The organism is Palleronia abyssalis, from assembly GCF_900302445.1.
In the GTDB taxonomy this organism is placed as follows: domain Bacteria; phylum Pseudomonadota; class Alphaproteobacteria; order Rhodobacterales; family Rhodobacteraceae; genus Palleronia; species Palleronia abyssalis.
In genome coordinates, this window is sequence record NZ_ONZF01000013.1 from 26376 (window position 1) to 40164 (window position 13789).

The window sequence follows — 13789 nt, forward strand, 5'->3', positions numbered from 1 at the left end:
TCCGGGTCGCGGGCCTCCCGCAGGGGCCCGCGACCTTCCCCGGGACCGGTCCTGCCGGGAGGCCATGTCCCGGCCGACCCGGCCTTTGCCGCCTCAATCCTCGCGGAACGCGCGGGACATGCTGTCCTGCAGCGGCCGCAGCAGATACTCGAGGAACGTCCGGTCGGAGGTGCGGATCTGGACCTCGGCGGGCATGCCGGGACGGGGCGTGAAATCGCGGACGCGCAGCTTCTCTTCTGCATCGAGCGACACCCGCACGAGATAGACATCGCCCGACTGCCCCTGCCGGACGCGGTTGCCCGGCAGCGCGTCGGCCGAGACATAGGCCACCCGTCCCGACAGCACCGGGGTCGTGCGCTGGTTCAGAGCCGTCAGCCGGATGCTCGCCTCCTGCCCGCGCCTCACGACGTCGATATCCTTTGGCTGCACCACCGTCTCGATCACGAGATCCTCCTCGAGCGGCACGATCTCGGCAATGACCTGGCCCGGGTCGATCACCCCGCCGGGCGTGTGGTGATGAAGCGTCACCACGATCCCGCCCACCGGGGAGACGATGGTCAGCCGGTCGAGAACGTCGCGCGCCTGGCGCATCTGTTCGGCAATGTCATCGATCCGGCCGCGGACCTCCTGCAGGCTTTCGACCCCGATGCGCACCACGTCGGTCCTGACGCCCTCGACCGCGGAGTCGATGCCAGCGATGCGCTCAGTCGTCTCGGCCGCCTCGGCCTTTGCGCGGGCAATGCGGGCGGTGTTGGCCGCCTGGGCGCGTTCGAGCGCCAGGACCGACGGGCGGGGGGTCAGGCCACGCTCGAAGAGCTGGCGCTTGGCCGCGACCTCCTCGGCGAAGAAGCCGCCCTGGAGTTCGAGCCCCTCGATTTCCTCGAGCATGCCGTCGAGGCGGCGCTCCAGGGAGGTCCGGTCATGCGCAAGCGACGTCAGATCGGAGGCCACCGCGTCACGGCGCGCGTAGAAAACCTCGCGCTGTTCGGCCAGGGCGGCACGGATCTCGGCCTCGTTCGACGCCGCGAGGATCTGCTCTGGATAGTCGAGCGTGTCCCGCCCCTCGATCTCGGCCAGAAGACGCGCCTCCATGGCCCCGAGACGCAACCTGGCGAGTTCGAGCCGGGCAAGATTGGCCTCGGCAGCCGTGGCGCTCAAGGTGAACAGGGCCTCCCCCGCCGCGACGACATCGCCTTCGCGCACGTGGATCGTCTCCACGATCCCCCCCTCGAAATGCTGCACGGCCTTGTTCTGGCCCGTCGTCACGAACACCCCGGTGGCGACCACCGCGCCCGCGATCGGCGCCGCGGCGGCCCACCAGCCGAAGGTGAGCACGCCGACCACCATGACGGCATAGCCAAACAACGTCGCCCCCCGCGACCGGCGCGGGACATTGGCGTAGATGGCCTCCAGATCGGGCATTGCGGTCATTGGTCCCCTCCTCCCTGCAGTTGCGGCGCCATGGCGGCCGGGGGCAGCGCACCGCCTCTCAGGATCGGCAGAACCTCCGACTGCGGGCCCATCATCTTCACGCTGCCTCCTTCGAGGACCAGGATCTTGTCGACATTCTTCAAAAGCGCCGGGCGCTGCGTGACCGCGACCACCGTGATCTCGCGCGCCTTGGCGCGCGCCAGCGAGGCGGCCAGCGCCTGCTCGCCGGCCGTGTCGAGATTGGAGTTCGGCTCGTCGAGCACGACCAGCCGCGGGTCCCCGAAAAACGCCCGGGCCAGACCGATCCGCTGCTTCTGCCCGCCCGAGAGCGGCGCGCCGTCCATCGACACGAAGGTCTCGTACCCGCTGGGCAGCTGCGAGATCAGACCGTGGACATCGGCGATCTCGGCCGCGTCGAAGATCGCCTCGTCCGTCGCGTCCCCGCGCATCCGCGCGATATTGGCCTTCACCGTGCCGGGAAAAAGCTGCACGTCCTGCGGCAGGTAGCCGATCGAGGCTCCGAACTGGCGCATGTTCCAGTTGCGCAGGTCCATCCGGTCGAGCCGGACCGCGCCGGCCGTGGGCATGACAGAGCCCACCAGCATCCGCGCCAGCGTGCTCTTGCCCGCCCCCGAAGAACCGACGATCGCCAAAGATTCCCCGGGCTCGAGCTCGAAGGAGATGCCGTTCAGGATCACCTTCTTCTGCGGTGGCGGCACGTAGAGAACCCGCTCCACCGTCAGAAGCCCGGTCGGTCGCGGCAGCTCAAGGCGGGCGACGTTGAGCGGCGAGTTCTGCAAGAGCAGACGGATGCGGTCATAGGCCGAGCGCGCCGACACGACGTTCTTCCAGCCCTCGATCGCTCCCTCGATGGGCCCCAAGGCCCGGGCGCCGATGATCGAGGCGGCGATGATCATGCCCGCGCTGAGCCCGCCCTGGAGCGCCAGGTAGGCCCCCCAGCCCAGGACCGTGATCTGTGTCATCAGCCGCACGAACTTCGACACCCCCGCCGCCAGCACGTTGCGGTCCTGCGCCAGGATCTGCGCCTTGAGCGAGGCGGCGGTCTCGCGGCCCCACAGCACAACCCCCTCGGGCGTCATCCCCATCGCGTTGATGACCTGGGCGTTGCGCGCCAGCGCATCGGCCTGCAGGTTCGCCCGCGCCGCATGCATGTTGGCCTTTGCGAACGGAACGGCCGTGAAGCGCTTGGTCAGCCACGCGATCAGCGCCAGCACCAGCGCCGTGACGGTGACGATGTAGCCAAAATGCGGGTGGATCAGGAACAGCACGCCCAGATAGAGCGGCGCGACCGGCAGATCGCACAGCGTCATCAGCGTCGAGCCGGTGATGAAGCCGCGGATCTGCTGCAGATCCCCCAGGCGCTGGAACTCCATCGAGGAGCCGTTCTGGGAAGCGCGCGCCGCAGCCGACAGGACCGGCGCCCCGAGACGGCTCTCGACCTGCGCCGCGGTCCGCATCAGCACGATCCGCCGGGCCACGTCGATGAGCGAATGCACGAACAAAAGCCCGACGATGATCATCGTCAGCATCGCCAGCGTATCGAGGCTGCGGCTCGACAGCACCCGGTCGGAAACCTGGAAGAGATAGATCGGCACCGCCAGCAAAAGCGCGTTGGCCACGAAGGAGAAGATCACCACCGTCACGATATTGGTCCGGAACGCCGCCATCGACCGCCCCAGCGCGGCACGGAAATCCTCGTCCGCCTGGCGCCGTTGGAGCGCGGGCTCGCCGGGGGCGGACGCGGAGGTGGCGCGCGCGGCGGGTGTGCCCCCGGGCGCAGGATCCGTCACCACCGGGCCGGCCCGGGACGGATTGCGCCCGGGCAATATGCCCAGAAGATCCGCAGCGCGCATGTTGTCGATCATCCGCGCGACTTCCGGTCGGCGCAGCAGCCCCGGCTCGAAGGGCGGGCGCGGGCCCTCGGCCTCCCCGCTCACGCCATCACTCCGCTCATCATGTCGTCTCCCATGTTCAGCATTATGGCGTCGAACACGCCGTCCCCGTCGGTATCCACAAGCAGGTCGGGATCGAGAAAGGCGATGACCTCGCTTGCCAGCGTGTGCGGATCGATGATCCGTACGGTCGCATCCTCGGCCAAGAGATTGGTCTGGATCATCATCTCGTCGTCGTAATGCGTGCCCCCGATCATCGCGACGTCGCCCTGGCCGCGGAAATCGATGATCTGCGCGATATTCGCCGCGGTGTTGGCCCCGGTCATCAGCGAGAGCTGCCCCGGACCCATCTGCAGGGCCGCATCGGCGTCGTGGATCTCGTTGACCTGGCTGATCGCGTTGACGTCCCAGTAGTCGCCCTCGACGAAGAGGATCCGCAGCGGCACGCCCCCCCCGCCCGGAACCGGCAGGTCCGGCCAGGCATCCGCGGTCTCATCGCCCCGTGCGAGGGCGTCGTGGAACGCCCTCGCCCCGTCGGTCACGGGCGTGAACGTGTCGGTTCCCAGGCGCTGGATCAGCGCCTCGTTCCAGACGGTGTTCTCGCCGCCCCCCGCCATGGCCGGCTCCTCCGACCCCTCCGCGCCGATCACGCGCAGCGCGTCGTCGTCGACCAGGGCATTGAGCTGGAAGATCATGTTGGCGCGGATCATGTCGCCGCCCACGAGGATCGCGTCGTAATAGTCGCGCAGGACCATCAGATCGGCGATCGCGGTACTGTCGTTGTTGCCCAGCACCAGCCTCTGGAAGCCGGTCTCGACATGCTGCACCGACACGTCGCCATCATGGATCACGGTCTTCTGGACCAGCATGTTGAAATCGACGAGGTTGCCCTCGACCACGTCGACGCTCCAATACGGCGACCAGGGGATCGCGCTTTGCACCTCCGCCGCGAGCATCGACGGGGCCGTCTCGAAGCGGGCGATGTTGTGCAGCGTGTTGGCACCCGCGGCGAACGCGTCCACCTCTCCCGCGAGATGCGCCGTGTCGAGATCGGACAGAAGGTTCGTCTGCCAGATCACCGACAGGTCCTGGACGTCGCCCATGACCACCAGCGTGCCGCCCACGTCGTTGAGATCGCGGATCACGGCCGTGGACATCGCGATGTTGCCGCCGAGCTCGGCCTCCAGGCCGGGACGCTCGAGGCCGTTGCGCCCGTCCACCTCGAGATCCCCCGCGGGATTCGCTCCGGCGTCCCCCGCGGCGGGGACGGCCGCGTCCCCGCCCCCGATCGGGTCCCCCGGCGTGGCCGCGGGCATCCCGGGCGTCGCGCCCGGGGCGGCATCCGCATCGTCTGCCGCGTCGCGGGAGGTGAAATCGGGCCGCAAAGGCGCCTCCGCCATCAGCACCCCGTCGACCCAGACCCCCTCGCCCTCCACCGCGAACGCCTGCACCCAGCCATCCCCGTCCTCGAGCTGGGCATCGAGCACCTCCCGAAGGGCGCCGGGAAACGCCGCCGGATCGCCGACGCTCGCCTGCAGGGCCTCGAGCCCCGCCGGCGTCTCGGGCAGGTCGGCCTCTTCCAAAAGCGCCGCGATCCGCGCGCCGCTCTCCGGATCGCCCCAGTCCGGACGCCCCGCGTCGGGATTGGCGAGCACGGTATCGCCATCCTCCAGGATATTGGCCTGGCGGATGACGATCAGCTGCGATCCCACGTGGAAATACTCGATGGTGATGGCCACGTCCTGCGACCACACCGGAAAAAGGGGCGCCCCCTCGCGCAGCGGCACCCCGGGATCGCGCTCCCATAGATCGGCCCAGAGCCGCATCGGGGCCCAGAACGCGCTCTGCTCGCCGACAATCCGGGGTAGATCGCCCGTACCAGGTGCCGGCAGGCTCTCCCGGCCGGGCACAAGGACCTGTGGCACCGCGTCGGCGAAGACGTACGGCAGGGCCTGCGACGGAAGGCCGGCCAGGTCGATCACCTGCACCGTGGCCTCGCCCTCGAGGACCGGCGTGACCCGCCCCTCCTCGTCGAGAATCCTCAAATAGCCCGCAAAGCGCTCGATCTGGTCGCCGACATCGTCCATCTGCATCGTGCTGTTCCCCGGGGGCCCTCACGAGGTGGAAAAAACGGACCGCCGGGGCATCGGGCGATCCGTCCGGAAAAAAGAGGGCCGGTCCCCGAAAGACCGGCCCCCTCCCCCGTCACCGTCAGGCGACGTCGTCTTCGCCCGAGCCGGTCTCGGCGGAATTGCCGCCAACCACCGACATCTCGGCCAGGTTGTACTGGATGTTGGCACCCAGCGTCAGGTTCTGCGTGAACGCCTCCTGCGTCAGCGCCGCATCGGCCGAGGTCATGGAGCTCATGTCCATCGCATCGTCGCCCGCGCCGCCCGCGGCCCCGCCGGCGTTGAAGTCGTGCATGGACGCAGTGCCACCATTCGCGTTCGCGGTCTGGTAGAAGCCGCCCGCGCCGCCCGGCCCGCCGTCTCCGGCATCGGCCGGATAGGCATGCGGATAAGCATCGCCCTCACCGCCCATGCCACCCGTTCCGCCGGGAGTGCCGCCGTTGTAGATGACATCCGGATCGGACACGCGGTCGTTGTCGGTCAGCTGGTTGGTCTGGTCGAGCGAGAACGCCATGTCGTTGCCCGCACCGTTCAACGCATCGGCGATCAGGCTGTCGATCTCGAACCCGCCCACGTCGTTCCAGTCGAGCAGGTCGGTATCCGAATCGTCGGTGTTGAACGCATCCCGGACCGCGAGATCGAGATCGAGATCCTTGTTCGCGACATTGTCGAGATTGGTGCTGTAGTCATTGTCGCGGTTGTGACCATTGCCGTTCAGCGTGTCGTCGACCGTGATATCGGTATCGGTGCTGTGGTCGTTGTCACGATTGTCGCCATTGCCGTTCAGCACGTTGTCGAGGCTGGTATCGATGTCGTTGTCGCGATTGTCGCCGTTGTCGTTCAGCGCATCGCTCACCCGCACGTCGACATCGGTGTCGTCGTCACTGCTGTTGTCGTTGTTGCGGTTGTCGCCGTCATCGTCCGACTGGTTGACCGTCGAGCGGACCGCGTTGGCCTGGTTGTCGCCGTTGTTGGTCTGGTCGGCGTCGATCGTGTCATCGTCGCTGCCATAATCCTCCGGCAGGCGCAGGTTCACCGTGGCGTTGCCGCCCTCGCCGCCGTCACCGCCCTTGGCGATCGCGCCGGCCGCAGCACCGGCGATCGCACCGGCCGCGGCCTTGTTCTCGGTGGTCTCCGAGTCGTCGTCGATATAGGTAAAATCACTGGACATCGTTCTGGCTCCCTATGCGGAAGACGGCGATCCCGGCCTCGCGGCGACTGTCTCACCCGCGACCGACCTCTCTCCCCGGCTCCCCCGTAACCGCGGCCGGGTCATCGACCCCCTCATGGGATCGCCCCCCGCGGTACCAGAAGGCTGCACCGACCCGGCCGATCTGCCGATTCGCCAATTGGAGCGAAGCCCCCTCCCCCATCGGGAGTAATCCTGTCGGTCGGGGGGGCGTCATGGCCGGGGCCGGGCCACCTCCGCGGAGGTCATGTGCCGCTCGAGCCGCGGCAGGAGTGCCCATATCCGCTGGTTGAGCCGACCCAGATCGTCGATCACGGCCGCGATCCTGGCCAGGCGCGCGGCGTCGACCGGGCGGACCCGGCCGAAGCTCAGCCGCTTGCGGTTCTGCTCCACCCGCATCGAACGCGTCGAGACCGGACGCCCCGCGGCATCGAACTCGAAAGAGGCATGCTGCAACTCGTTGCGTATCCGGCCGCATTTCTCGAGCGCGGCCAGAACCGCCTCGATCTCCTCGCGCAAGGCCGGGTCCGACACACGCACCCGCGCCAGCCGCGACACCAGGTCCGACCGCGCCCGCACCGTGTTCAACGTCCCGTAAACCAGCGCCGCGGACACGTCGTCGGTCCGCAAAAGCACCATCATAAGGTAGATCAGCACGCTCTCGTTGTTCGACCACGCAACGCTCAGCGCCCCGATCAGCGTCATCAGGCGCTCGCGCTCCCCCGCGCCGGCCTCGCCCCCCGCCTGCATCGCGGTGAAATCGGGCGGCGGCGGCAGATCCCGGCTCGGCATGGCCAAACTCCCATGGGTACGGATGTCAGACCGATGATACACTCCCACAGGCCCCGCGCAAAACGCAGCGCGCCCGAAAGGACCAAACATGTGGCTGAAAAAGGCAATCGCACGCGCAAGGGCGCGCAGACGCGCCCGCCGCATGCTCGCCCCCTATCTCGAACGCACCGCCTGGAGCTGTCCCGCAACCGAGCCCCAATGGCTCACCCCCGCCATCGCAGGCTTCATGGCCGGCGCCATTACCCGCATCACCGCCCCCGAAGCCCGCGACACCGACGATCTCGCCGCCCTCCAGCTCCATCTCTGGGCCGACCTCACCGGCGGCGCGCCCGACCTCTTCGCAACCCGCCTACATCTCGCCTCCACAAGCGGCGATCCCGACATCCGCGATGGCCATGCCCGGGGCATCCGGTTTGCAGCACTCCTCCTCGCCGGCGACGAAGACGCCGCCCGCGACGCCTGGGACACGGGCGTGACACAAATCCTGCGCGCCGCCCCCTAGGACCCGTCCGTCGCACCCCCGCGAAGAACCCCGAACCGCTCCGACGCCGCCTGCCACAACGGACCCGCCGACAACGTGATCCCCACGCCCTCCTGAAGCCGCGGCGCCTGGCCTGCAACAACACCGATGCCGAACGCGATCACCACGCATACGGTCGCCAGCGCCCGACCCGTCCCGGACCGGCGCCCCGAAGGCCCCGTCTCCAGACGCGCCTCAACGCGCTCAACCGCCTCGGCAAGACGCCCAACCTCGCCGGCACGCGACCCCTCCACGATCCGACCCTCCAGCACCGCCATCCGACGCCGCAAATCCTCGAACGCCTCCACAAGAATCCGCGACGGCGACGGATCGCCCGGACCCTCAGGCGCAACACCCTGCGGACCCGAAGGACGCCGGTAACGCGGCACCGTCTCCGCCGCAGGCTCCTGAATTGCCTGAACTTGCATCACCCTCTCCTCTCCACGCTCCCGCGCAAAACCAAAACCATCCGAAAGCACCAGGCCCAAAACCAACCAAAATCGCCAAAAAGCCCAACACCCCCACACCACTCTGGACGATCCAACACCAACCAAACAATCAACCCAATCGAGCTAATCAAATCAGAAAGGCCGACCATCTCAAGCGCACCCCATGATGGGTCGGGGCAGACCGTCTATCGCGGCGTCGAGCGGGTACGCTCTCGCTTCGTTCTGACAATGGCGGCCAACAACCTCGTCAGGCTGCCACGATTGCTGGCCGCGGAAGTCGAAAAGCGGCATCAGCCGGGCATACCGCTCGGTCCGATGGGTCGGAAGCTCGAGGCAACCGGTCCGCTCCCGAGGAAATCGTTCCGCCCCGCCGACTTCTTCAGCACCCTGCTAGGGGCACGAGGTACTCTCCTTTCAGGATTTCGCCCGGACGCACGGGCACCTGCAGCATCGTCATGTCAGTCCCATCACGTCATTAGACAGCCTGATCGGGATTGCTGGACTTGACCGAGAGCTGGAAGCCGAGCGCCTTCGATACGCCGAGCAGGGTGGATAGGCGTGGGTCGCCCTTGTCGCTGAGGGCTTTGTAGAGCGCCTCCTCGGCAATAAGTTACCGATCACGCTGACGAAATCGGAGGGCATCACCAGCCTGTCACCCTAATCGAAGCCGGAAAACCCAGCACTCGGGAGTTCCAACGTTGGGAGTCGGATCAACACCAACCGGGATCGGGTCGCGGCTGGATGAATGTTTAGTGGCAGGTCGGCGTTACGCCCCCTTTGGTTCAAGAGCGGTGAACCACGTAGGCCCCATAGCCTCAAGCAGATCAATGGATCCTGCCCCCCCCCGCGGGAGGGAGTAGCAGCAAAACCTTTTCGCTCAAATGCCGAGGACGTGGATCCTACCCGGTTAGCGTTGCGGCAATCTCAGCCGCCGCAAACGCCGCGATGAGTTCTGGGCGCTTGTCACCACTGCCGCCTGCGCCGATGGGGCAGGTAAGGCCCTCCGTCACAATGTCGTGCTCCGCTGCGAAACGCTCAAAACGGACACGCTTTGTCGCCGATCCGATCAACCCAATATAGCGTGCATCGCGACGCTTCAGTGCTTCGGCGGTCAGCAAAAAATCAAGCGCGTGATCGTGGGTCATAACCACATGTGCCGCTCCGGGTGCAGCGTCGCGTAGGATCGCCTCGGGCAAAGGAGTCAGGTGATGCACAACGCGAACGGTAGCCTGCGCTAGCTCATCAACACGCGAATCGATTAAAGAGGTGGCGAACGGTAGCGGAGCCAGAGCCTCGGCTAGCGCCCGACCCACATGTCCCGCCCCAAAAATTAGGACTGCTGGCCGCTCCAACCGCGATTGGGCATCGGCGTGAAGCGCGGTGGCGCGTGTAGCCTCATCCATCAAGAAGATTTCGACTTCGACCCGACCTCCGCAGCATTGACCGATTTCGCGCCCTAAGGGAACATCTAACAGAGCAGCCTTCTTACCGGAACACAGGATCTCACGCGCTACCGCGACGGCCATATGCTCCAATCGCCCTCCTCCAATCGTGCCGAATTGCATCTGGGAAGACACGTACATCGCCGTGCCCTCCCCTCGTGGGGACGAGCCCCGGACACGGATCAGTCGTACTACGGCCACCGAATGGCCGCAGTGCAGGAAATCGAACAACGAAGCAGGGTATATCTGAGAGGGCAAGGGGGCGACTATAGCACGATCAACTGCAACTGAAGCGCAAATTTGCCATAAATCGCGGCGATTCACCAGCTGAGAATTGTTGTGCTGGCGCATCTAACCTAGGTCAGCGTCACTGCCATACCGCTAGCTATCCGTTTCAGATCCGCAACTCGTAGGGTAGACGGTCCGTCAGCCCACCTAGCCCCGATTCAGCCGATACGTCCGTGCTGCACCGGCTGTCGGCGAACCGGGCCTGAACCTCCACCACGGTCATGGCTTGCATAACGGGTGCGTCATCGCGGAACCACCTGATCCCCCAGCTTGCCATACGCGATCCATCGACTGCCGAACGGCATCGACAGAAACGTCCGCTCCGCAGTCTGGTCCGTCACGGCATCCAGCACGACCTTCGGCTTCAAGTCCCGGATTATCTCGCGGGCTCGCAGCACGAACTCACCATCCTCGGTGTTCAGAACATGGGTGGCACAAAGCGCCGGCAGTTCGTCGTTCGAGCCATCGCCGCGCACGGTTCCGATTAGTTCCAGGCCCTTGCCTTTCGCCAGTCCGCACATCAGCTCGCCCGGTAGCGAGCTATGACTATGAACGCATCCCGCTCGGCTTCAGCAATCCCCACCATCGCCACCGCGTTCAGCGGATTGATGATCTTCGCGGCGCCGTCGGTGTCGTTCAGATCGTCGCACATCGAAATGCAGGCATCGGCGACGGCGTACTGCACCTAGGCACCCGAGCCGTCCGGCCCGGTCATGAAGGCGACGCGTTTGCCTTTCAGATCGTCCGGCCCTTCGACGACATCGCCGCAGCCTTCTATCCCGGCGGGGCGGCCCTTCTCTCGCTTCTGGCCGTATTCGCCCTTGATGAAATGGATGTCGCTGGGGTTCACGCTGGCCCGACGCACCACGATCAAGGCCTGGCCGTCTCCGGGCTTCGGCACCTCGACTTCCTTCAGCTCCAGCCAGTCTTCAGTGCGGTCGATCATGGGCCCGCTGGCAGTGGCCGAAAATCCGTCCTGGGTCAGGATGAGGGCTTGCATCGTTTCGGGAAGGCTCATCGGGGCGTCCTTTCATGTGCATTGGGTGCGGGAACCCCGGCTTGCTGCCCTTGTTCCAAGCCGTGCCGCCGCGTTGCAAACGAAAAAACCTTCCCCGCGGGGAAGGTTTTCATCGGTCGCAAGATCTTCCCCGCGGGGAAGGTCAGTCCAGCTTGTCCAGCATCTCGCGCACCGCCCGTTCCAGCTTGCGCGGATCAATGGACGAGAAATCGCGGTCCAGCCGCACCTCCAACCGCCCGGCCGAGGCGGTGCATTTCGCCCGCACACCTTCCCCCCGGTCGAACTGAAAACTGGTCTTGGCCTTGCTGCCCGGCCGTGGGGCGCGCAGCTTTTCGGGCCGATCCACCGCTTCACCGGCATGGCGACGCAAGATCGCAAGTTCTTCCTCGGCCGTCGTGACGCGGGCCAGTTCCCCCCGGATCGTCGCGGCCAATCCAGGCGCAGCCTCGATCTTCTTAACCAACGTCGTCCCTAAGGCACGTGGAATCCCAGTCGGGTGAGAGACATCGTTCCCTAGCGCCACCATCAACTTGATAAATCCGCGGATATAGCTGCGCTTTTGATACCCCGCCGACTTGAAAAGGTCCGCCACTGCGCGGTCCGGGTCCGTCTCGGCCACCTGCGGATCGCCGGCATAGGCGATCGCCAGCTGCGCCATCTCGGCGAAAGAGATATCCTTGCGCACGAGGTTCTCGTCCACCATCCGCCGATAAAGACCGTCCATCGTCTCGCCCGGGTGCATCACGGCGGCGGGGATCCGGCCATAGGTTTCGGCATCCCCGGTCTCGGCCAGCAGCGCGCGATACGCGGACAGGCGGCGAAAGCCCTGGACCAGCTCGAACGCCCCCTCGCCCGCGGCCTCCAGCCGGATCGGATTGGACAATCCCACCGCGCGGATCGACTCCTTCAACTCGTCCAGTTCGGGATCGACCCCTATCGCCCGGTCGCGGGTCAGCTTCTGGACGTGGATCGCGTCAAGCGGAACCAGCTCGACCACCAGCCCCTTGTCGCGCAGTTCGACCAGCTCGAAGGCCAATGCATCGTTCTCGGCGCGGATTTGGGTTTCGAGATCCTGACGCGCGCGGGCGGACTCGGCCGTCTCGCGAATGGCCGAGGCCATAGGGCCGCGTCGGCGCTCTGGCTCGGGCGCAGGGGACGGCCCGTCATCCTCGGGGATTTCGATGTCGAAGGTGCGGCGTTTCTTGACCATCTCTCGGCCCTCCTCAGATCTCGTCCCAGACGCGCAGAACGCAGTCGCGGAATTCCATATACGCCCGGTCGAAACTGGCCCGCGCACGGCGCCACGTCTCTCGTGTCATCTCGCGATAATCGATCTCGTACACCGACGACAGGAACCGCCCCGACTGCTCAACCGCGCGCGTCATCTCGACCGGGTTTTCCAGGACATGATCCCCGAATACCTTGCGAAAGGCTTCGAACATCGCGCGGTGCAGCTCGTTCCCGGGCTCATACCGGGTCATCAGGAAGCGAACATCGTGGAAGGCCTTGGGCAGGTCCATCTTCCCCGCGGGGAAGGATCCATCGAACCCGTGGGCCAGATCCTCTAGCGCCTCGGCCAACTGCCCGATGAACGAGGTGGTCGAATCGTACTCCCAGTAGCCGGGGCCCGAAGGGATATACAGCATGTCGGCGGCAAATACCGCGTTCATCGACTGATACCCGATGGCCGGCGGGCAGTCGAAGATAATCAGGTCGTAGTCGTCATCGGCCAAGCCGTCGAGGTATCGCGATACCGCGGCGAAGAACGACCATTCGGGATTCAGATGGCGATACTGGGCGCTGGCGAACTCGACGAAGGCGGCGTTGGCGCAGGACGGGACCACGTCGATGGTGGACCACGCGGTGGGTTTGATGAAGTCGCCGTGCCGCAATTCGTCCAGGCCCATCTCGCGGATCGCTTGGGGGATGCGGCGCTGGGGCAGGGCAGTGCCGCTGGCCGCCCCGCGCCCGGCGCTGTTCATGCGGTCGGTCTCGCGGATCAGGTCGCGGGCCATGATGCCCCAGACTGTGAAATCCTCGGCCACGTCCGACAGGCCCATGGAATGGGACAGCGTCGCCTGCGGGTCGAAATCGACGGCCAGCACCCGATACCCATCCAGCGCGGCGGCATGCGCCAGGTGCAGCGCAACGGTAGACTTGCCCGCACCGCCCTTGAAGTTGGCGACCGCTGCGCGGACGGCGCGCTTGCCGGCGGGGCGCGGGGGCATCAGGCTCTTGCGGTTCACGCGCATCCGGCGGCGCAGCTCGGTGATCTCCTCCAGGCTGAACCAGCGCTGACGACCGTCCTGTTCGACCTCGCCCGAGGGCAGGGACGGGTCCGCCGTCAGCCGTCCGCGGAAGGTCGACTGGTTGATCCCGAAGATCAGCTCGGCCACCTCCCAACTGGAAAAGCGGCGCAAGGTCTTGGCGTTCTCGGGCGAGAAGGTCTGCTGTCTGATGAAGCTTTGCATCTTCAGCGACTGCGCCTGCAGCTTCGCCAAATCCTCGTGGGTGTACATCTGCGCCTCCGGTGGACGTTAATTCCTGCTCGAAACCGAAATACGCTGAATTCGGGTTTTTCGTAAAGTGCCGGTATGCCGATGTGATCCGGGTGTGGT

Annotated in this window: 13 protein-coding genes; 1 reads left to right on the forward strand and 12 read right to left on the reverse strand. The window is 66.1% G+C overall.

The window, feature by feature from the left end:
• Nucleotides 1-93: 93 nt before the first annotated feature.
• The 5 genes from PAA8504_RS18875 to PAA8504_RS18895 all read right to left on the reverse strand — a co-directional run bounded on the left by PAA8504_RS18875 (nt 94) and on the right by PAA8504_RS18895 (nt 7454).
• Nucleotides 94-1431, reverse strand: a complete 1338-nt coding sequence (locus PAA8504_RS18875; RefSeq protein WP_108895702.1) for an HlyD family type I secretion periplasmic adaptor subunit — start codon at nt 1429-1431, stop codon at nt 94-96.
• Entirely contained in the window at nt 1428-3389 is a 1962-nt protein-coding gene (locus tag PAA8504_RS18880; RefSeq protein ID WP_219928955.1) for a type I secretion system permease/ATPase, read from the reverse strand. Before PAA8504_RS18880 ends, PAA8504_RS18875 begins: the two co-directional genes overlap by 4 nt.
• Complete coding sequence (locus tag PAA8504_RS18885) at nt 3386-5437, reverse strand: hypothetical protein (protein WP_108895703.1); 2052 nt, start codon at nt 5435-5437, stop codon at nt 3386-3388. Before PAA8504_RS18885 ends, PAA8504_RS18880 begins: the two co-directional genes overlap by 4 nt.
• A 118-nt stretch (nt 5438-5555) precedes the next feature.
• Nucleotides 5556-6644 (reverse strand): hypothetical protein, encoded by a 1089-nt coding sequence (locus PAA8504_RS18890; RefSeq protein WP_181375874.1) that lies wholly within the window; start codon nt 6642-6644, stop codon nt 5556-5558.
• Between the two features lie 231 nt (nt 6645-6875).
• Nucleotides 6876-7454: a hypothetical protein gene (locus tag PAA8504_RS18895; protein ID WP_108895705.1), complete on the reverse strand. Its 579-nt coding sequence runs from the start codon at nt 7452-7454 to the stop codon at nt 6876-6878.
• 88 nt (nt 7455-7542) lie between these two features.
• Between PAA8504_RS18895 and PAA8504_RS18900 the strand changes: the two genes are divergently transcribed.
• On the forward strand, nt 7543-7956 hold the full coding sequence (locus PAA8504_RS18900) for a hypothetical protein (protein WP_108895706.1): 414 nt from the start codon (nt 7543-7545) through the stop codon (nt 7954-7956).
• Here PAA8504_RS18900 and PAA8504_RS18905 read toward each other — a convergent pair.
• From PAA8504_RS18905 to PAA8504_RS18940, 7 genes are all read right to left on the reverse strand, one after another.
• Nucleotides 7953-8402, reverse strand: a complete 450-nt coding sequence (locus PAA8504_RS18905; protein WP_108895707.1) for a hypothetical protein — start codon at nt 8400-8402, stop codon at nt 7953-7955. The two genes, PAA8504_RS18900 and PAA8504_RS18905, sit on opposite strands and share 4 nt — an antisense overlap.
• Nucleotides 8403-9322: 920 nt before the next feature.
• Nucleotides 9323-10066: a xanthine dehydrogenase accessory protein XdhC gene (gene xdhC / locus PAA8504_RS18920; RefSeq protein WP_181375881.1), complete on the reverse strand. Its 744-nt coding sequence runs from the start codon at nt 10064-10066 to the stop codon at nt 9323-9325.
• A 329-nt stretch (nt 10067-10395) separates the two neighbouring features.
• The gene (locus PAA8504_RS18925; protein WP_108895710.1) at nt 10396-10674 is read right to left on the reverse strand and encodes an MDR/zinc-dependent alcohol dehydrogenase-like family protein; all 279 of its coding nucleotides are present in this window, start codon (nt 10672-10674) and stop codon (nt 10396-10398) included.
• Nucleotides 10674-10838 carry a hypothetical protein gene (locus PAA8504_RS22190; RefSeq protein WP_181375875.1) on the reverse strand — a complete coding sequence of 55 codons (165 nt, stop codon included), beginning with the start codon at nt 10836-10838 and terminating at the stop codon, nt 10674-10676. Before PAA8504_RS22190 ends, PAA8504_RS18925 begins: the two co-directional genes overlap by 1 nt.
• Nucleotides 10839-11171 (reverse strand): alcohol dehydrogenase catalytic domain-containing protein, encoded by a 333-nt coding sequence (locus tag PAA8504_RS18930; protein ID WP_108895711.1) that lies wholly within the window; start codon nt 11169-11171, stop codon nt 10839-10841.
• Nucleotides 11172-11313: 142 nt separating this feature from the next.
• Nucleotides 11314-12381: a ParB/RepB/Spo0J family partition protein gene (locus PAA8504_RS18935; RefSeq protein WP_108895712.1), complete on the reverse strand. Its 1068-nt coding sequence runs from the start codon at nt 12379-12381 to the stop codon at nt 11314-11316.
• Between the two features lie 13 nt (nt 12382-12394).
• Entirely contained in the window at nt 12395-13690 is a 1296-nt protein-coding gene (locus tag PAA8504_RS18940) for an AAA family ATPase (protein ID WP_108895713.1), read from the reverse strand.
• Nucleotides 13691-13789 lie beyond the last annotated feature (99 nt).